General features: G+C 73.2%; 18 protein-coding genes. 11 read left to right on the top strand and 7 right to left on the bottom strand.

Annotated features, from left to right (window positions below):
• The first annotated feature begins 95 nt into the window (after positions 1-95).
• The 5 genes from BIU94_RS07620 to BIU94_RS07600 are packed head-to-tail and all read left to right on the top strand — an operon-like array spanning position 96 to position 3,988.
• The gene (locus tag BIU94_RS07620) at positions 96-602 is read left to right on the top strand and encodes a hypothetical protein (protein ID WP_071290536.1); all 507 of its coding nucleotides are present in this window, start codon (positions 96-98) and stop codon (positions 600-602) included.
• Positions 603-637: 35 nt separating this feature from the next.
• The gene (locus BIU94_RS07615; RefSeq protein WP_071296891.1) at positions 638-1,213 is read left to right on the top strand and encodes a hypothetical protein; all 576 of its coding nucleotides are present in this window, start codon (positions 638-640) and stop codon (positions 1,211-1,213) included.
• Entirely contained in the window at positions 1,213-2,256 is a 1,044-nt protein-coding gene (locus tag BIU94_RS07610) for a peptidoglycan-binding protein (RefSeq protein ID WP_139195849.1), read from the top strand. Before BIU94_RS07615 ends, BIU94_RS07610 begins: the two co-directional genes overlap by 1 nt.
• Positions 2,247-2,849: an ATP-binding cassette domain-containing protein gene (locus BIU94_RS07605; RefSeq protein ID WP_071256774.1), complete on the top strand. Its 603-nt coding sequence runs from the start codon at positions 2,247-2,249 to the stop codon at positions 2,847-2,849. The genes BIU94_RS07610 and BIU94_RS07605 overlap by 10 nt, the downstream gene beginning before the upstream one ends.
• Before the next feature lie 47 nt (positions 2,850-2,896).
• Positions 2,897-3,988 carry a hypothetical protein gene (locus tag BIU94_RS07600; protein ID WP_071256767.1) on the top strand — a complete coding sequence of 364 codons (1,092 nt, stop codon included), beginning with the start codon at positions 2,897-2,899 and terminating at the stop codon, positions 3,986-3,988.
• A gap of 332 nt (positions 3,989-4,320) precedes the next feature.
• Here BIU94_RS07600 and BIU94_RS07595 read toward each other — a convergent pair whose 3' ends face one another.
• Positions 4,321-5,193 (bottom strand): VOC family protein, encoded by an 873-nt coding sequence (locus tag BIU94_RS07595; protein ID WP_071256764.1) that lies wholly within the window; start codon positions 5,191-5,193, stop codon positions 4,321-4,323.
• 53 nt (positions 5,194-5,246) lie between these two features.
• The gene (locus BIU94_RS07590) at positions 5,247-6,026 is read right to left on the bottom strand and encodes an SDR family oxidoreductase (protein ID WP_071256762.1); all 780 of its coding nucleotides are present in this window, start codon (positions 6,024-6,026) and stop codon (positions 5,247-5,249) included.
• Between the two features lie 126 nt (positions 6,027-6,152).
• On the opposite strand from BIU94_RS07590, the gene BIU94_RS07585 reads away from it, so the two are divergent.
• The gene (locus tag BIU94_RS07585; RefSeq protein WP_071256760.1) at positions 6,153-6,719 is read left to right on the top strand and encodes a hypothetical protein; all 567 of its coding nucleotides are present in this window, start codon (positions 6,153-6,155) and stop codon (positions 6,717-6,719) included.
• 89 nt (positions 6,720-6,808) lie between these two features.
• A complete protein-coding gene (gene lepB, locus BIU94_RS07580) occupies positions 6,809-7,375 on the top strand; it encodes a signal peptidase I (protein WP_254784789.1) in 567 nt (188 codons plus the stop codon).
• Between the two features lie 30 nt (positions 7,376-7,405).
• Here the strand turns inward: lepB and BIU94_RS07575 are convergent, their stop codons facing one another.
• Positions 7,406-7,726 carry a hypothetical protein gene (locus BIU94_RS07575; RefSeq protein WP_071256755.1) on the bottom strand — a complete coding sequence of 107 codons (321 nt, stop codon included), beginning with the start codon at positions 7,724-7,726 and terminating at the stop codon, positions 7,406-7,408.
• Between the two features lie 117 nt (positions 7,727-7,843).
• Between BIU94_RS07575 and BIU94_RS07570 the strand changes: the two genes are divergently transcribed.
• On the top strand, positions 7,844-9,052 hold the full coding sequence (locus BIU94_RS07570) for a PP2C family protein-serine/threonine phosphatase (protein ID WP_071256753.1): 1,209 nt from the start codon (positions 7,844-7,846) through the stop codon (positions 9,050-9,052).
• A gap of 89 nt (positions 9,053-9,141) precedes the next feature.
• Here BIU94_RS07570 and BIU94_RS07565 read toward each other — a convergent pair whose 3' ends face one another.
• Positions 9,142-10,011: a phosphoribosylaminoimidazolesuccinocarboxamide synthase gene (locus BIU94_RS07565; RefSeq protein WP_071256751.1), complete on the bottom strand. Its 870-nt coding sequence runs from the start codon at positions 10,009-10,011 to the stop codon at positions 9,142-9,144.
• Positions 10,008-11,276 (bottom strand): phosphoribosylamine--glycine ligase, encoded by a 1,269-nt coding sequence (gene purD, locus BIU94_RS07560; protein ID WP_071256749.1) that lies wholly within the window; start codon positions 11,274-11,276, stop codon positions 10,008-10,010. The genes BIU94_RS07565 and purD overlap by 4 nt, the downstream gene beginning before the upstream one ends.
• A gap of 57 nt (positions 11,277-11,333) precedes the next feature.
• Between purD and BIU94_RS07555 the strand changes: the two genes are divergently transcribed.
• Positions 11,334-11,696 carry a sterol carrier family protein gene (locus tag BIU94_RS07555; RefSeq protein ID WP_071256972.1) on the top strand — a complete coding sequence of 121 codons (363 nt, stop codon included), beginning with the start codon at positions 11,334-11,336 and terminating at the stop codon, positions 11,694-11,696.
• Positions 11,697-12,037: 341 nt separating this feature from the next.
• On the opposite strand, the gene BIU94_RS07550 is transcribed toward BIU94_RS07555, so the two are convergent.
• A complete protein-coding gene (locus tag BIU94_RS07550) occupies positions 12,038-14,554 on the bottom strand; it encodes a LuxR C-terminal-related transcriptional regulator (RefSeq protein ID WP_139195850.1) in 2,517 nt (838 codons plus the stop codon).
• Positions 14,555-14,730: 176 nt separating this feature from the next.
• Between BIU94_RS07550 and BIU94_RS07545 the strand changes: the two genes are divergently transcribed.
• A complete protein-coding gene (locus tag BIU94_RS07545; protein WP_139195851.1) occupies positions 14,731-15,126 on the top strand; it encodes a hypothetical protein in 396 nt (131 codons plus the stop codon).
• An 84-nt stretch (positions 15,127-15,210) separates the two neighbouring features.
• Here BIU94_RS07545 and purF read toward each other — a convergent pair whose 3' ends face one another.
• The gene (gene purF / locus BIU94_RS07540; protein ID WP_071256743.1) at positions 15,211-16,668 is read right to left on the bottom strand and encodes an amidophosphoribosyltransferase; all 1,458 of its coding nucleotides are present in this window, start codon (positions 16,666-16,668) and stop codon (positions 15,211-15,213) included.
• 74 nt (positions 16,669-16,742) lie between these two features.
• Between purF and purM the strand changes: the two genes are divergently transcribed.
• The gene (purM, locus tag BIU94_RS07535) at positions 16,743-17,858 is read left to right on the top strand and encodes a phosphoribosylformylglycinamidine cyclo-ligase (protein ID WP_071256727.1); all 1,116 of its coding nucleotides are present in this window, start codon (positions 16,743-16,745) and stop codon (positions 17,856-17,858) included.
• The last annotated feature ends 184 nt before the right edge of the window (positions 17,859-18,042 follow it).

The following is an 18,042-nucleotide window of genomic DNA, read 5'->3' as shown; positions in this document are numbered from 1 at the left end:
CACACGTGTGCGTACTCGTGGTCACGATCGCGTTGGCAAGCACTGGGTGTGCCACCATCCCGGCTGAGCCGGGTAGGCCGTCGGCTCGGACCGACGTGACACTCGAACACGCCGGCCCCTGGTCGGACGAGTTCAAGGCAGCCCTGGATGACGGTGCGTCCGATTACGAGGCATCGATCCTGGCCGACGGCCGGATCACAACCGAGGAGGTCGAGGGGGCGCACGAACAGGTGCGTCGGTGCCTGGCCGACTCCAGCCTGGGCATCACCTACGACCCGGACGGTGGTTTCCGACTGCATCCCTTCGACAGGGAGGTCGACGAGGGCTTCTTCGGTTGGTCGGACCCGATCCTGCGGGCCTGCGAGAAACGGTACGACGAGTACGTGACCTACCTGTACGAGCAGACGCGACGGAACCCGGAGCGTCTGGACGATGCGGAGATCACCGTGCCGTGCTTGCGGAAGGCCGGTCTTGTCGGACGGGACTACACCGAGCAGCAGTGGCGGGAGGACCTCGACGCGGACACGCTCCCGTACTTCGAGTTGGACGACAAGGCGCGGCAGTGCATGCTCGATCCGCTCGGCCTCTGGCGGGCGCCGTGAGGCGCGTTGGAGCGGGAGCTGCTCTCCTCACGCTCGTGGCACTGCTCACGTCCGGCTGTGCGGCTGCCCCTGTCATCCCGGGCCATGCGTCGTCGAGTCGGACGGCGTCGCTCGAGCACGCCGGCCCCTGGGCCGACGAGTTCCGATCGGCTCTGGACCACGGAGTCTCCGACTCCGAGGCGTCGATGCTCGCCGACGGAAAGGTCACGGCCGCAGAGCTCGAGGAGGCGCACGAAGGCGTCCGGCGGTGTCTCGCCGACTCCGGTCTCGGGATCGAGTACGACCCGGACGGCGGGTTCTCGCTCCCATCGCTGGACGGGAAGTATCCGAATGACTACTTCGAGCGGTCGGACCCGGTCCTCCGCGCGTGTGAGAAGCGGTACGACGAGTACGTGACCTTCCTCTTCGAGCAGACTCGCCGGAACCCCGAGCGACTCGACGAGGCCGAGATCACCGTCCCGTGCCTGCAGCGAGCGGGGCTCGTCGGTCGGGGGTACACCGAGGAGCAGTGGCGGAAGGACTACGACGACGACACGCTGCCGTTCGACTGGATGGACGAGAAGGCGCGGCAGTGTCAGCTCGATCCGCTCGGGCTGTGGCGGGACGGCTGATGCAGCGCCCGTACGGAGCGCTCCTCGGCCTCGGCGCGATGCTCGTCGCGGCCGGCAGCGCCGCCGCGGTCGTGGTGGCGGTGCCGGCCGAGCCGCCGGCTGCGCTCCGGACCGCGTCGCCCGCCAGGACCGTCGCGGTCACCGAGCGCACCGACGCCGACGAGCGGCAGGTGCAACTCGCCCTCGAGACCGGGGCACCCAGAGCCGTGGTGACGACCCGGACCGGGACGGTGACAGCGTCGTCGTGCTCGACCGGCGCCCCGCTCGTCAGCGGTGACGTGATCGCCGGCGTCGACGGTCAGCCGGTGGTCGCGCTGGCGACGGGGGAACCGCTCTGGCGGGACCTCGAACCGGGTGACCGCGGCGACGACGTCTCCGGGCTGCAGGCCGAGCTCACGCGCCTCGGCGCGGGACTCGCGGTCGACGGACTCGTCGGCCCCGGGACCCTCCTTGCCGCACGGCAGTTCCTGGTCGACCGCGGCGTGACGGCGGACGACCTGCCCGACGGCGTGGTGCCGCGGGCGCCCTTCGCCTGGGTCCCGGCTGTCGAGAACAGCGTCCGTGCCTGCACGGCGGTCCTCGGCGCCCCCGTCGACGCCGAGGGGACGCTCGTCGAGTTGCCGGCGGAGCTCCGCGGAGCGCGCATCGAGACCCTGTCGGCCGACTCGGCTCCGGGCGACCGGGTGCTGCGGGTCGGCGGCGCCGACGTCCCGGTCGATGCGCGGGGTGTCGTGTCGGCACCCGATGCGCTGGCTGCGGTCGCCGCACTGCCCGAGTACGCGGTGACGGTGTCGTCGGCCGACGGCGTCCCGACGCTCCCGGCGGCCTGGTCGCTCCGCCGTCCCCGGACGGTGCAGGTCGTTCCGCCGACGGCGCTGTGGGACCTCGACGGCGATCAGGCCTGCGTGCAACCGACGTCGGGCCCGGCACTCGAGGTCGAGGTCCTCGGCTCCGAGCTCGGTCAGTCCTTCGTGCGCGGGCCCGAGGGTCGACCACTCGACCGGGTCCGTGCCGATCCCGACCGGTCCCGTCCGTGCCGGTGACGCTGGCCGGGGTCGGCCACACCTGGTCGAACGGCACGGTCCTGTTCCGCCAGGTCGATCGCACCTTCGTCGATGGCACGGTCACTGCGGTCGTCGGGCCGAGCGGCTCGGGGAAGTCGACGCTCCTGGCGGTCCTCGCGGGGATGCTCCGGCCGACCGCCGGCTCCGTGGACCGTCCGGCAGGGTGCCGACCGCTCTGGGTGTTCCAGAACCCGCACGGGGTCGCTCGGCGTCGAGCGCTGGACCACGTGGCGCTGCCGTTCCTCGCGCGCGGTGACGACCGCCGGACTGCCGATCGGCGGGCGGTCGAACTGCTCGGTCGTTTCGGCCTCGACGGGCGGGTGCACGCCCGGTTCGGCGAGCTGTCCGGGGGCGAGGCGCAACGCCTCATGCTGGCGCGGGGCGTGGCGAGCAGCCCGGGACTGATGCTCGTCGACGAGCCGACGGCCCAGCTCGACCGGGCGACGGCGACGGAGGTGAACCGGGCGATCGGGGCGCTCGCCGCGTCGGGGACCGTGGTCGTCGTCGCGACGCACGACGACGACACCCGAGCTGCGTGCGACTCCGTCCTCGACCTCGGGCAGTACCGGTGAGGCGGCCCGACCGGCCCCGGGCCGCTGATGCGTGTCGACGACGGGACATGCGGCTCGGGGAGGTCGCGCGCGAGGCCTGGCGGGACGTCGTGACGGGTGCCGGGTGGGCGGCGACGGGCGCCCTCGTCCTCGCGGTCCTCGTCGGCGGGGTCGTCGGTCTCCGCGCCACGGCGCTCGCCGCGGACGTCCGTGGTGCCGCCGACTACGTGGCGAGCGGGGCGGCCACGACGGTGCAGCGTGCCGAGGGGCGGATCGACGGCCGTGCGTGCGACGCGCTTGCGGCTTCCGAGGGGGTCCGGGCATCCGGGGCGCTCCGGCGGCTCGAGGAGGGCACGGTGCCGGCCGCGCTGCCCGGCTCGGCGGTGCCGACGTACGAGGTCACGGCGGGCTTCCCGGCGGTCGTCGGGTCCGCGGCCGGTGCCACCGGGTCGGTCGGGGTCGTCCTGTCCCCGTCGGTGCAGGAGTCGCTAGGCCTCGCGCCCGGGGACACGCTCGTGACGGCGGCGGGCACGTCGGTCGGGCCCGGGCCGCCGGTGGCAGGTGTGTACCCGTACCCGGACGACGGCCGCGACCCGGACCTCGAGTACGCGCTCCTCGCGCCGACCCCGGACGACGGCCGCGCGTTCGATGCGTGCTGGGTGACGGTGTGGCCGCAACGGGAGGACACCCTCGCGGCGCTCCGGCGGACGGTCCTGCCGGGCACCGGTGCCGACGACGAGGCCCGTCCGACGGTCGGGCAGCTGAACCCCCGCGCCGGGGTGACCTTCACCCCGGCGGCGAACGACCCGGTGGCGGCGTCACTCGGTGCGGCGCTCGCGGCCGGGATGGCGGTCGGTGCTGCGTCCGTCGGGCGTCGGCGCCTCTCGCTGGCGTCCGACCTGCACGTCGGTGTCCCGCGGAGCGCGCAGGCCCTCGGTCTGGTGCTGCAACACGGGCTGTGGGGAGCGGTGGGGTCGTGCGTGGCGGTGGCCGTCGGCGTGGTGGCCGTCCGCGGGCTCGGACCGGCGGACGCCGTGCCGATCGTGGTCGAGGCGGTCGGTGTCGCGGCGATGGGGCTCGTCGGTGTGCTGGTCGGCGGGGCCGCGGCGGCCGCGATGGTCCGTGAGCGGTCCCTGCACCGGTACTTCCGCGCACGCTGACCGCTGGGCCCGTGGCTCCGCGGGCCCGTGGGTCCGTGGCTCCGTGGCTCCGTGCCTCCGAGCGACCCGTTCGCCGCACTGCTTGCATGTGCATCGTCCGACGGACCACGCGTCGATCGTCTCGTGCACGGTCGGAACATGCGCGTGCATCACATGCGTGCGTATCCTCCGACGGAGCACGCGTCGATCGACCCGTGGGTCGTCGCACGATGCGCTCGCATGCAACCCGCCGCCGCGCGACCGCCGCCGCGCGCCCCCGCGACCGCCGCACGCCCGCCGCCGCGCGCCCGCCGCCGCGCGGCCCCGCAACCGCCGCCGCGCCCACCCGGCCCTCAGCCGCGACCCGGCGCGGTCACCTCGATGCGGTTCGCCCACGGGTCCTCGAACGCGACGGTCCGACCGTCGTCCGCGGTCTGCACCCCGGTGTCGTGCATGCGCGCGACGAGGGCCCCGAGGTCGTCCGCCCCCGGTACCTCGATGCGCACGAGGCCGAGCCCGAGCGCGAGCTGCCGACGTCCGGCCCCGCGGGAGTTCCACGTGTTCATCGCCATGTGGTGGTGGTACCCGCCGGCGCTGACGAACAGGGCCTGGTCGCCCATCGCCGCCGTGGTCGCGAAGCCTAGCCGGTCGACGTAGAAGTCGCGGGCCGAGGCGACGTCGCCGACGGACAGGTGCACGTGCCCGACGCGTCCCGGCGCCGACGCTGCCGACTCCAGCGCCGCGGCGCTCAGGTTCTCCTGCAGGAAGGCGTTCGGGTCGACGAAGATGGTGGCCATGTCGACCATGCCGTGCGTCCACGACCACTCGGTCCGGTCGCGGTCCCAGTACAGCTCGACACCGTTGCCCTCGGGGTCGGTGCAGTAGAACGCGTTGCTCACCAGGTGGTCGGCGCTGCCGGTGAAGGTCTGCGGGTACTGCGTCGCGACGGAGTACAACGCGGCCGCCAGGTCGGCCTTCGTGTCGAACAGGATCGCGGTGTGGAAGAGCCCGGCCTCGTGCGCGCCGGCGTGCTGCATCGACGGCGCGTGCTCGAGGACGACGATCGGGGTGGTGCCGCGACCGAGGACGGCGACGCCGCCGTCGTTCGACAGCAGCGCGAGCCGGATGCCGTCGCGGTAGTAGCCGATCATCCGGTCGAGGTCCGCGACGCGGAGCGTGACGGCGCCCATCCCGGTGGTGGCGGCGAGGAGGTCCTGCGTGTGCATGTCCCCAGTGTGCGCCGGTTTGGTTGACGCGTCAACCAAATGAGCGCACACGGTCACCGGGCGCTGAACCCGCCGTCGGTCTTGAGCAGTTGCCCGTTCACCCACCCGCCGTCCGGGCCGCACAGGAACCCGACGAGCGCAGCGGTGTCGCGCGGCGTCGACGGCCGCCCGCCCGGGGTCTGCTCGACCACGGCCTGCCGGATCTCGTCCGTCATCCAGCCCGTGTCGTTCGGCCCCGGGTTCACGACGTTCGCGCTCACGTGGACGTCCGCGAGCTCGTGCGCGGCTGCGATGACGAGCCGGTCGAGCGCCCCCTTGCTCGTGCCGTACGGCAGGTTGAACGCCGTGTGGTCACTCGTCAGGGCGATGACCCGTCGGCGGTCGCGCGGGGCGTCGGCACCCGCACGCAGCCTCGCCGCGTAGGCCTGCACGAGCAGGAACGGGGCGCGGGCGTTGACGGCCATGTGCCGGTCGAACGACTCGACGGTCGTCGTCGCGAAGTCCGAGTCCACCGACTCGCAGTGCGACATCACGAGTGCGGTGACGGGCGCGCCCGCCTCCGCCTCGGCGCGGCCTACGAGCGCGGCCGCCTGGTCCGGGTCCTCCAGGTCGACCGGGAGGCGCGTCACCCGTGCACCCGCGGCCCTGCACTCCTGCACCACGGCGTCGATCCCGTCCGGGTCCGGCCCGCCGCTCACGCGGTCGTCGTACGGGCTCCACCACGAGATGGCCAGGTCCCAGCCGTCGGTCGCCAGCCGGACGGCGAGCGCAGCGCCGATCCCGGCCCTGCGGCCCACGCCGGTCACCAACGCGAGCGGTCGTTCGGACGTCATCCGGGCCTCCCCTCCGGTGCTGCGGTGCACCGGTCGCGAGCCAGTCTGCCGGAACCGGACACGCGGGTGCCATCGCACTCGGTGTCCTGTCGGCGAAGCGGGCGCTGCGGAGGCCAAGATGGACGGATGCCACGCACACGACGACCGGTCCCGCGCGGGCGCGGACCCCGCGGCGGTCGTCCCGACCCTCGCGACCTGCCGATCGAGCACGTCCGCGACCGGATGTCGTCGTACATCTACGGCAACATCACGGTGCTCGCCGCGGCCATCGCGGTCGATCCCGAGGCGATCCGCCACGGGTCCGCCGTCTGGGCGGTCCTGGCCACCGCCGTGCTGACGTACCTGGCGCACGTGCTGTCGCACCTCGTCGCGCACGGACTCGGTGCCGACGAGACCGTGCCCGACGCCGTGCGCCGCGAGTCGGTCGTGACGATCACGCGCAACGCCAACCCGATCGCGACCTCGGGGCTCATCCCCGCGGTGCTCTACGCGGCTGCCTGGCTCGAGTGGGTGCCCGCCGAGTGGGCGCAGACCGCAGCCCTCGTGATCCTGGTGGTCCGCATCGGGCTGGTCGGGGTCTTCATGCAGCGGTTCAGCGGGAAGCAGCCGACGTTCCTCGGGCTCTGGGGCGGCATCGTGCTCGCGGCCCTGGCGTTCGTGATCGGCTTCGTGAAGGTGGTGTTGACGCATTGAGTGCCGTCGAGTCCGAGTCCGAGTCCGAGTCCGAGTCCGAGTCCGGGGCCGGCGCCGAGCAGCGGCCGGGCCGCGCCGGGTGGCGGTTCCTGCGCGACCTGGCGGTGATCGTCGTCGTGGCGCTCCTGGCCTCGTTCCTGGTGAAGGCCTACCTGGTCCGGTCGTTCTACATCCCCTCGGCGTCGATGGAGAACACGCTGCTGGTCGGTGACCGCGTGCTCGTCAACGAACTCGTCCCGGGCCTGGTGCCGCTGCGGCGCGGCGACGTCGTCGTCTTCCAGGACCCAGGCGGGTGGCTCGGCACCGGTCAGGGCGACGACCTCATCAAGCGGGTCATCGGGCTGCCCGGCGACACCGTCTCGTGCTGCGACACGGCCGGACGGCTCTCGGTGAACGGGCACGCCGTCGACGAACCGTACGTGGTGCACGAGCCCGGGTCCGACCGGGTCGCGGCGGACGACTTCACGGTGACCGTCCCCGAGGGGCGGATCTGGGTGATGGGCGACAACCGCTACGACTCCGCCGACTCGCGCGTGCACGGCACGGTGCCGGTGGACGACGTCGTCGGGCGCGCGTTCGTCACCACGTGGCCGGTGTCGCGCTGGACCGTGCTCTCGCGGTACGGCGACGAGTGGGACGCGGTCCCCGCACCCTGACCGCGGCAAGCGGGTGGGGCCGGCGGGGCGTCAGCAGCCGGTCGTCGTCAACGTGACGTGGGCGACGGCGCCGTTCGAGACCTTCGCCGTCCGGGGGCACAGGTCGCCCGCCCGGACGGTGACCGATCCGAGCGGCACGCCCGCGAACGACGCGGTGCCGCCCGGGAACACCCGCTGGTGCTCGGACAGCCCGCCGGTGGACGCGAAGACCTCGACCTCGTAGGGGTGCTCAGCGGCGTTCGACGACACGGTGACCGCGATCTGCCCGGTCGAGTCCTGAGCACCACAGCCCGCCAGCGTCAGGAGCGCTGCGGCAGCGAGGGCGAGCGCGGGGGCGACGGGACGGGGCACCGGTCCAGGCTAGTCCGGCGTCGGCGGGTGCCCGGCCAGCGGTTCCCCGCCTACTGGGGGTGTGCGTCCTCCGATGGGGGGACGCCCTCTGTCCGTTCGGCGCGTTAGCGTGGAGGCATGCACCACACCGATCCAGCGACGACCGCCCTCGGCAGTGCTTCGCCCGAAGCGGTCCGCCGCGCAGCGCTGCTCGCTGCGCTCGACGTCGTCGAGGGCGGCCCCGAGGAACGCTTCGAACGGATCACCCGGATCGCGCGCGAGGCCTTCGGCGTCTCGGGTTCCTTCCTCAACCTCGCCGGCACCTCCACGGTGACGATCAAGTCCCAGCAGAGCGACGCGCACTTCGGGCCGACCATCCCGCTGCTCGACACCTTCTGCGGGCGCACCCTCGGCGAGGACGGTCCGGTGCTGGTGCCGGACGCCCGCGTCGACGCCCGGTACTCCGACATGCCGATGGTCGTCGAGGACCCGAACGTCCGCTTCTACGCCGGGGTGCCGCTGCGGATCGGGGACGACCACGTGAAGGTCGGCACGCTGTGCCTCATCGACCCGGAGCCGCGGACGCTCGACGCCGACGAGGTCTCCCTGCTGCAGGAGCTCGGCACCTGGGCCGAGCGCGAACTCGCCGCCGGCGCCGACGAGGACCGTCTCCGCTCCGTGCTGACGGGCTTCGAACCCGACGCCATCGACGTGCCCGGCTACCGCCTGGCCGGCATGTCCGTGCCGCACGGTGTGGTCTCCGGCGACTTCCACGACTGGCACCGCTCCGGCGACGACTCCGTGCACCTGACCGTGTCGGACGTCATGGGCAAGGGCATGTCGGCCGGGCTGCTCGCCGCCACCATCCGCGGTGGCCTGCTCGCGCGCGGGGACACGGCGCCCGACGTCGCGGTCGCCGAGCTCGAGGCGCAGGTCGCCCCGGAGCTCAGCCGCGCCGAGTCCTTCGCCACGATGTTCCACGGACGCCTGACGCCGTCGACCGGGCGCCTCGACTTCACCGACGCGGGGCACGGGCTCGTGCTGCAGCTCCGCGACGACGGGGCCGAGCGCGTCCTGCGCTCCTCGGACCTGCCGATCGGGCTGCACCCCGTCGGCATCGAGCGGGCGTCGGGTTCGCTCGTGCTCCGGCCGGGCGACGTCCTCATCATCGTGAGCGACGGCGCGCTCGAGCTGTGGGACTCGACCCTGGCGTCGCTCACCGAACTCGGTGCGCTGTACCGGCAGTCGCCGGACATTCCCGCGTTCCTGCAGCGCGTGCGTGAACGGGCCGTCGAGCACGACCCGGGCGACGACCTGACGGTGGTCGTCGTCGCTCGCGACGCCTGACGCCTGCCGCCTGACGTCCGACGCCTGCCGCCGGGGGCCGACCCGTCGGTGACACCCGGGCAGCGCCGGCCGGCGCAGCGCGCCCGCCGTCAGGCCCCGAGACGCTCGATCAGCTCGGCGTACCGCGCCGCGGTCCGTGCCACGATCGCGTCGGGCAGGACCGGCGGGGTGCCCTGCCGGTCCCAGTTGGCGCTGAGCCAGTCGCGCACGATCTGCTTGTCGAACGAGTCCGTGCGGGCGTCGGCGCGGGCGTCCCAGTACCGGCTCGAGTCGCTCGTCAGGACCTCGTCCGCGATGCGGATCCGGCCGTCGGCGTCGCGGCCGAACTCGAACTTCGTGTCGGCGATCACCACACCGCGGTCGAGCGCGATCGCCGCCGCCTCGGTGTAGACGTGCAGCGACAGCTCGCGCAGGGTCGCCGCGACCTCGGCGCCGACCAGGTCGACGGTCTGCTCGTAGGAGATGTTCTCGTCGTGCTCGCCCTGCGGCGCCTTGTACGCCGGGGTGTAGATCGGCTCGGGCAGGCGGTCACCGTTCGACAGCCCCTCGGGCAGGGGCACGCCGCAGACGCTGCCGGTCTCCTGGTACTCGGCCCAGCCGCTGCCGACGAGGTAGCCGCGGACGACGCACTCGACGGGGAACATCTCGAGCGGCATCACGTGCATCGAGCGGGCCTCGACGTCGGCGGGCACCGGGGTGCCGCCCTCGGACGGGCCGATGAGGTGGTTCGGCACGTCGCTCAGCTGCGTGAACCAGAAACGGGACAGCCGGGTGAGCAGCTCGCCCTTGCCGGGGATCGGCGGTTCGAGCGCGAAGTCGTAGGCGCTGACCCGGTCGGACGCGACGAGCAGCAGCTCGGAGGCGCTCGCGATGTCCGGGGTGCCGGTCGGCACGTAGAGCTCGCGGACCTTGCCCGACGAGACGTGGTCCCACCCGGCGACGCGCGGCGCGGCGGTCACCGGGCGACCTTCGCGGCGATGTCGGTGCGGTACTGCGCGCCGGCGAGCGTGATGTCGCCGATGCCGGCGTAGGCGCGTTCGCGGGCCTCGGCGAACGAGGACCCGGTGGCGACGACGCTGAGCACGCGGCCGCCGGTGGCGACGAGCTGGTCGTCGAGCAGGCCGGTGGCGGCGTGCGCGACGGAGACCCCGTCGCGGGCGTCGGCGGCGTCGATGCCGGTGATCGCGCGGCCGGTCTGCGGGTTCTCCGGGTAGCCCTCGCTGGCGAGCACGACCGTGACGGCGGCCTCGTCGCGGAACTCCGGGGCGGGTGCGTTGCCGAGCTGCCCCGTGGCCGCGGCGAGCAGCAGACCGCTCAGCGGCGTGGCCAGGCGGGGGAGCACGACCTGCGTCTCCGGGTCGCCGAACCGGGCGTTGAACTCGATGACCCGGACCCCCTGCTCGGTCACGATCAGCCCGCAGTAGAGCAGTCCGACGAACGGGGTGCCCTCGTGCTCGAGGCGACGGACGGTGGGGAGTGCGACCAGCTCGGTGACCTCGGCGACGAAGGCCTGCTCGCTCCCCCAGCGGTCGGCGAGCCACGGCAGGGGCGAGTAGGCGCCCATCCCGCCGGTGTTCGGGCCGACGTCGCCGTCGCCGAGTCGCTTGTAGTCCTGCGCGGGGCTGAGCGCCCGGACGTCGTGTCCGTCGCTCAGGAAGAAGAGCGAGACCTCTTCGCCGTCCAGGAACTCCTCGACCACGACGTGGCCGTGCTGCAGCCAGTACGTGGCGTGGTCGACGGCGGCCTGCCGGTCCTCGGTCACGAGCACGCCCTTGCCGGCGGCGAGCCCGTCGGCCTTGACGACGTACGGGGCGCCGAGTTCGTCGATCGCGGCCACGGCCTCGTCCACGGTGCCGGCGTACACGGGCCGCCCGGTGGGCACCCCGGCCTCGGACATGATCCGCTTGGCGAAGGTCTTCGAGCCCTCGAGCTGCGCGGCGGCCCTGCCCGGGCCGAACACCGGGATGCCGCGGGTGCGGACGGGGTCGGCGACGCCCGCGATGAGCGGTGCCTCGGGACCGACGACGACGAGTTCGACGCCGTTCTCGATCGCGTACTCGGCGACGAGGGCGCCGTTCGTGGGGTCGAGGGAGACGGTCTCGACGTCGGCGGCGATGCCGGCGTTGCCGGGAGCCGCCGTGATGACGTGACCGGCGCGCTCTGCGAGCAGGGCCGTGATGATCGCGTGCTCGCGGGCACCGGAACCGAGGACGAGGATTCGCACCCGATCACCCTACCGATCCGGGCTCGCCCGCCGCGATGCGACGGCTAGCCTGTGGAGATGCCACCCAGGAGGATCGAGGACGCCGACGGGATCGCGGCACTGCGTGCCGTGCAGCAGGGGGAGACGGCCCGGCCGACGCTCGCGACCGCGGTGCGCTGGACCCTGCAGCGGCTCGCCGAGGACGTCCCCGGGAACAGTGTCGAGGTGCGGGTGCCGCCGTTCGCGGCGGTGCAGGCGGTCCCCGGACCGCGCCACACCCGCGGCACGCCCCCGAACGTGGTCGAGACGGACGCGTCCACGTGGCTCGCCTTGGCCACCGGGGTGCTCACCTGGGACGAGGCGGTCGCGCAGGCGCGCGTCAGCGCGTCCGGCTCGCGCGCGGACCTGACGGCCTTCCTGCCGGTGCACGCTGCGCTCTGAACCGCCGGGTCGACGGACGGGAGGCCCGTGACGGCCCCGCCTCGGGCCTCCCGGCCGTCGTGGCGCGGGTCGACCGACCCGGCCCGGCGGACGACGGGACGTCCGGCCGGCGATGCGACCCGGTCGCGCTCCGTGCCGACCGGTCCGCGCGAATTAGGTAGTCGCTACCGATGCGTATCGTGCAACCGGTTGCCTAGGCTTGAAGTCGCCGGGATTCGGACCCGACCCGAACGGGTCCGAACCCGGCGACAAGCACCAAGGTACGCGACCTTGCACGTCAGGTGTCAACCGGCGCGGCGAGTCGTGCTGCAATCCGCAACGTTCTTGCGCGGCGACGGCCCTCAGAAGAGCTCGCCGAGCTCCGACCGGGCGTGCAGCTGCCACTTCGCGAACACGCGCGACAGGTGCGCGTCGATCGTGCGGGTGGACAGCCCGAGGACCTCGGCGATGCGCCGGTTGCTCAGTCCGCCCGCCGCCAGCTCGGCGACCTCGTACTCGCGCTTCGTCAGCGGTGCCTTCGCCCGGCTCGCCGCGACCGCCATGCCGTGCGACGCGAGGACGCCCTGCGCGGCCACGGTCCGGACGCGGTCCCCGGACCGGAGCGCGTCGGCGTACTCGACGACCGCGGCGGCGAGCGGCCCCTCGATGCGCGCGGCCGCCTCGCGCAGGCGGTCGAGGGACGGTCCCGCCTCGCGTCCCGCGAGCAGGTCGGTCGAGTAGTGCAGGGCCCGTGCGTACATCACCGCGGTCCAGGACCCGGACTCGGTGCTCCGCGCGATGACCTCGTCGGCGTGCAGCGCTCCGGCGGGGTTGCCGATGACGGCCTCGGCCCAGGCGATCGTCGTGGGGATGAGCTCGCCGGTGATGCGCATCGCCCTGAGCGGCGTGGTCCGTGCGCGGTCGAGCGCCCGGGCGGCGTCCTCCGCCCGCCCGGCGAAGCCGTACGCCATCGCGAGGCGCGCCCACGGGTACGCCGCGAACCCGCCGTGGTCGGCGACGTCGTACCGTTCGCACGCCGCCGTGAACGCCGTGATCGCGTCGTCCCAGCGGCGCTGCCCGATCGCCAGGTTGCCCTCGCCGATGAGCTCGAGCGTGAAGTCGTACTTCAGGTAGGGGCTCGAGCGTCGGACCGGCACCTCGGTGAACAGGTCGGCGAGGTCGCCCCGCCAGACCTGCACCTGGTGGAGCACCGAGATGATCTCCCCGACGCTCCACGGGGAGTCCTCGAGGTGCTCGACCGCGGTGGCGAGCGCCCGGCGTCCGAACGCCGAGGCGTCGTCGAGTCGACCCTCCGTCGCCAGGGCCATCACGGCGCAGGCGGCGAGGCACAGGAAGGACGCCGGCACGGTCGGTGCGTGCACGATCCCGCTCCGCTCGACCTCGGCCCGGACCTCGGCGAACCGTCCGCCCCAGCCGAGGTGGCTCAACCGCAGCAGGCGCAGCCGTTCGACGGCGTCGCCGGACACGAGCGGGACGGCGGCGTCGGTCAGGGCCACCGCGGCGTCGACGTCGTCGTCGTGGAACTGCCGGGTGTTCGCCAGGGTCTCGCACGCCTGGATCACGGCGTCGTCGGAGACCTCGTCGCTCGACGCCTGTGCGACGGCCCAGGCCGCCTCGGCGTCGGCGCGTCCGGCCTCGCGCCCGACCGAGTAGGCGTACGCCAGCGACCGGAGGCACAGCGCCGTGACCCGTTCCGTCGGGTGCAGCGTCGTGCGGAGCGCCGCCGAGGTCAGCGACAGCGTGCTCTCGTGCTCCTGCAGCCGTGCGGCGACCTGCGCGCCGTCCAGCAGCTGCTCGACCGAGGGCAGCACGCCGCACTCGAGCGACCAGAGCGCGGCCCGGAGCCGCGCCGCGGGCGGGGCGCCCTCCGGCCGGTCGGCGCGGAAGGCGTTCGCACGCGCGAACAGCGCCGAGCGCCGGGCGACCGGCACCAGGCCGCGGATGACCTCGCCGACGAGCGGGTGCGACGGCCGGACGACCGCGGCGCCGTCCTCGACCGTGTCGATGCGGACCAGTCCGAGCGCGACGACGCGGTCGACGTCACCGCCGCTCACGAGTCCGAGCAGGCGCGCCAACGGGATCGGGTCCGCGAGGGCGACGATGTCGACGACGTCGCGCAGGTCCTCCGGCAGCGAGCCGAGTTCGGTCCGGTACATGTCGGCGAGGCTGTTCGACGCCGTCACCCGGCCGCGCCAGTACCAGCCGGAGGCCGTGTGCTCCAGGGCGCCGGACGTCCGCGCCGCACGCACCACCTCGCGCAGGTAGAGCGGGTTGCCGGCCGTCGCACGCTGCACCCGTTCGACCGAGGCCGTCTCGAGCTGCGCACCGAGCGCCTCGGCGATGAGCGCCGCCGTCTCGTGCAGCGCGAGCGGCTGCAGGTCGATCCGTTCGAGCAGGTCCTCCTGCCAGAGCGCGCGCAGGGGTTCCGGCAGCGCGGTGAAGTCGCGGCACGTCAGCACGATCCGGGCGCCCTGCTCGCGGACGAGCCAGGCGACGTAGCGCGCCGAGATCGCGTCGAGGTGGTCGGCGTCGTCGACGCGGATGAGGACGTCACGGTCCCGCAGCTCGGCGATCGCGCGCAGCCGGGCCTCGGCACCGGCGCGGTCCGCGAGCTCGGACAGGGTCGTGGGCAGCTCGCCGAACCGCTCCGCGGCGGCGCTGAACGGCATCGACCGGCTCGCGGCGACGGCCGTGATCGGCACGACCACGGTGCGGTCGGTCGGGTCGCGCTCGACGACCCGGTCGGTCACCCGTGCGGCGACGGTGGTCTTGCCGAGTCCGGGCGCGCCGACGAGCGCGACGCTCCAGCGGTGCTGGGCGACGACGGCGACGGCGCGGTCCTCCTCGCGGCGACGCAACAGGGGCCACGGAACGCGCGCGGGCGGGCGCGGCGGGCGGCCGTGGCCGGGGACCGTCCGTTCGGGCACCCGCACCACCTCCTGCGATCGTTCGACGACGGGTTCGGACCATCCTGCACCGGATCGCCCCGTGGACACCGGCCGGAGCACGTCCCACAGTGGGGGACAATGGGATCGTGAGCACCCCCGATCGCCCCGACGACCAGCCGCCCGTGGCCCCGGCGCCGAACGCCGTCGCCTCCTCGGACGAGGTCACGATCCGCCGCGCGCCGAAGTTCGGCGTGTTCATCGTCGGCGGCGCGGTCCTCGGGTTCATCGCGACACTCGTCGTCGTGTCGCTCACCATGAACCTCGGCGGCCAGCAGGAGCAGTCGAGCTTCGGCAGCCTCGTCGGCTACTTCAGCCTGTGGGGCGTCACCATCGGTGCCTTCGTCGGCGCGGTGGTCGCGGTCGTGCTCGACCGGGTCTACGCGCGGCGGGCTGCCCGCCTGACGGCGGAGCGCGTCGAGGTCGAACTCCCGCCCGAGACGGTCGACGGCGAACTCGACGAGCACGGCGACCAGCGGCCGTAGCCGCGACCACCTGACGGACGGGAGGCCCGTGGCGGTGTCGCCACGGGCCTCCCGTCCGTCTGCTGGTCGCGTCCTGGACGCGACCTAGCTGAGCTGGTTCGCCTCGACCCAGGACAGGTACTCCGGCGACACCGTGCCGGTGACGTACTCGCCCGTGAAGCAGCTCATCTCGAGGTCGGTCACGTCGGAGCCCTCGATGATGGCGTCCCGCATGTCACCGATCTCCTGGTAGATCAGGTGGTCGCTGCCGAGCACCCGGTTGATCTCGGGGATCTTGCGGTCGTGTGCGATGAGCTCGGCCCGCGTCGGCATGTTGATGCCGTACACGTGCGGGTACCGGACCGGGGGAGCGGCGCTCGTGAACGTGACCTCGTTCGCGCCGGCGGCCCGCGCCATCTCGACGATCTCGCGGCTGGTGGTGCCGCGGACGATCGAGTCGTCGACGATGAGGATGTTCTTGCCCTTGAACTCGGACGACATCGCGTTGAGCTTCTGGCGCACGGAGCGCTTGCGCTCCGCCTGCCCCGGCATGATGAACGTGCGGCCGACGTAGCGGTTCTTGTAGAAGCCCTCGCGGTACTCGATGCCGAGCTTCTGCGCCACCTGCATCGCGGCCGGCCGGCTCGAGTCCGGGATCGGCATGACGACGTCGATGTCACCGGTCGGCGCGTACTGCTCGATGGTGTCGGCGAGGCGGTTGCCGAGGCGCAGACGCGCGTCGTAGACCGAGATGCCGTTCATCACCGAGTCGGGACGGGCCAGGTAGACGTACTCGAACGAGCAGGGCACCAGGCGCGGGTTCTTCGCACACTGCCGAGCGTGCATCTGGCCGTTCATCTCGATGAACACGGCCTCGCCCGGGGCGATGTCGCGGACGATCTCGTAGCCGCCGGACTCGAGCACGAGCGACTCGCTCGCGACGACCCACTCCGGCTGCCCGGCCTCGTCGAACTTGTGCCCGAGGATGAGCGGGCGGATGCCGAACGGGTCGCGGAAGGCGAGCAGCCCGTGCCCGGCGATCGTCGCGATCGTCGCGTACGAGCCCTCGACACGCTCGTGCACGCGCTCGACGGCGTCGAAGACCTGACCCGGGTCGAGGTTCGCGCCGCGGACCTGCCCCTGCAGCTCGTGCGCCAGCACGTTCACCAGGAGCTCGGTGTCCGACGTGGTGTTGAGGTGTCGACGGTCGATGTCGAACAGCTCACGCGTGAGTTCCCGCGTGTTGGTGAGGTTGCCGTTGTGGACGAGGACGATGCCGTACGGCGCGTTCACGTAGAACGGCTGGGCTTCTTCCTCGTTCGTCGCGGCGCCCTTGGTGGCGTAGCGGACGTGTCCGAGGCCCATGGTGCCGAGGAGGGCACGCATGTCGCGGGTCCGGAACGCCTCGCGCACGTGCCCGCGGGTCTTGTGCATGTGGTGCACGTGACCCTCGACCGTGGCGATGCCCGTCGAGTCCTGCCCGCGGTGCTGCAGGAGGAGCAGTGCGTCGTAGATGGATTGGTTGGCGGGGCCCTGTGCAACGAGGCCGACGATGCCGCACATTCGCGGGTGTGCTCCAGATCAGTAGAATCGGGGGGTACCGCACAAGTCTGCCATGTCACCGCGAAGGACTCAGCATGCCCAACCCGTACGCCGAAGCCGGAGTGGACACCGCCGCCGGTGACCTGGCCGTCGAACTCATGAAGTCCGCGGTCGCGGCCACCCACACCACCTCGGTGCTCGGCGGCGTCGGCGGCTTCGCCGGGCTCTACGACGTCTCCTTCCTGCACGCCTACGACAAGCCGCTGCTCGCCACGTCGACGGACGGCGTCGGCACGAAGGTCGCCATCGCGCAGGCGATCGACAAGCACGACACCATCGGCCAGGACCTCGTCGGCATGGTCGTCGACGACATCGTCGTGGTCGGTGCGAAGCCGCTGTTCATGACCGACTACATCGCCTGCGGGCGCGTCGTGCCGAACCGCATCGCGGACATCGTCGCCGGCATCGCCCGCGGCTGCTCGGCCACGGGCACCGCCCTGGTCGGCGGCGAGACCGCGGAGCACCCGGGCCTGCTCGGTCCGGACGACTACGACGTGGCCGGCGCCGCGACCGGTGTCGTCGAGGCCTCCGCGGTGTTGGGCGCGGACCGGGTCGAGGACGGCGACGTCGTCCTGGCGATCGAGTCCTCGGGGCTGCACTCGAACGGCTACTCGCTCGTGCGCCACATCCTGGCGTCACGCGGCATCGGCTTCACCGACCAGCTGCCCGAGTTCACCGGGCCGGAGTTCGGCGGTCAGGTCTCGGTGGGCGAGGCCCTGCTCGAGCCCACCCGCCTGTACACGTCCCCCCTGCTCGACCTGCTGTCGTCGCACCCCGGCGCCGTGCACTCGCTGTCGCACGTCACCGGCGGCGGCATCGCGGCGAACCTGGCGCGTGTGCTGCCCGTCGGCTCCTGGGTCGAGGTCGACCGGTCCACCTGGCAGCCGCTCCCGGTCTTCCGCGTGCTCGCCGACATGGCCGGGACGCCCATCGAGGACACCGAGGGCACCTGGAACCTCGGCATCGGCATGTTCGCCGTCGTCTCGGCCGCCGCGGCCACCGACGTCATCGCCACGCTCGGCGCCGCCGGGCTGCCCACGTGGCCGGTCGGCACCATCGCCACGAGCGCGCGCGACCTGGACGGCTTCGAGCAGGGCGCCAAGGGCGTCGACGGCGGCGCCGTGCGGCTCGTCGGGAGCTACGCGGTCTGAGGCGCGTCGGGGCCGTCCGGCCTGTCTTGGCCGGTCTGGCCGCCTGGCCGGTCCGGCTTGGCCGGTCTGGCCGCCGAGGTCGCAGGAAGTGCCGCTCGGGCGCGTCCGGCCCGGCAGCTCGTGCGACCCCGGCGTCCGGCCGACGGCACGTCGTGCGACCCCGCGGGGTCGGGCCCGGCCGGGG

The sequence above is a fragment of the Curtobacterium sp. MMLR14_006 genome (assembly GCF_001864985.1).
Lineage (GTDB): Bacteria > Actinomycetota > Actinomycetes > Actinomycetales > Microbacteriaceae > Curtobacterium.
The sequence above is the reverse complement of the archived record's forward strand: the minus strand, read 5'-3'. Positions and strand labels throughout refer to the sequence as shown.

Excerpts from the sequence above, each read along its gene's own strand:
- BIU94_RS07610 (WP_139195849.1), top strand. The coding sequence starts at position 1,213 with ATGCAGCGCCCGTACGGAGCGCTCCTCGGCCTCGGCGCGATGCTCGTC.
- BIU94_RS07600 (WP_071256767.1), top strand. The coding sequence starts at position 2,897 with ATGCGGCTCGGGGAGGTCGCGCGCGAGGCCTGGCGGGACGTCGTGACG.
- BIU94_RS07595 (WP_071256764.1), bottom strand. The coding sequence starts at position 5,193 with ATGCACACGCAGGACCTCCTCGCCGCCACCACCGGGATGGGCGCCGTC.
- BIU94_RS07590 (WP_071256762.1), bottom strand. The coding sequence starts at position 6,026 with ATGACGTCCGAACGACCGCTCGCGTTGGTGACCGGCGTGGGCCGCAGG.
- BIU94_RS07585 (WP_071256760.1), top strand. The coding sequence starts at position 6,153 with ATGCCACGCACACGACGACCGGTCCCGCGCGGGCGCGGACCCCGCGGC.
- BIU94_RS07570 (WP_071256753.1), top strand. The coding sequence starts at position 7,844 with ATGCACCACACCGATCCAGCGACGACCGCCCTCGGCAGTGCTTCGCCC.
- BIU94_RS07555 (WP_071256972.1), top strand. The coding sequence starts at position 11,334 with ATGCCACCCAGGAGGATCGAGGACGCCGACGGGATCGCGGCACTGCGT.
- purF (WP_071256743.1), bottom strand. The coding sequence starts at position 16,668 with ATGTGCGGCATCGTCGGCCTCGTTGCACAGGGCCCCGCCAACCAATCC.
- purM (WP_071256727.1), top strand. The coding sequence starts at position 16,743 with ATGCCCAACCCGTACGCCGAAGCCGGAGTGGACACCGCCGCCGGTGAC.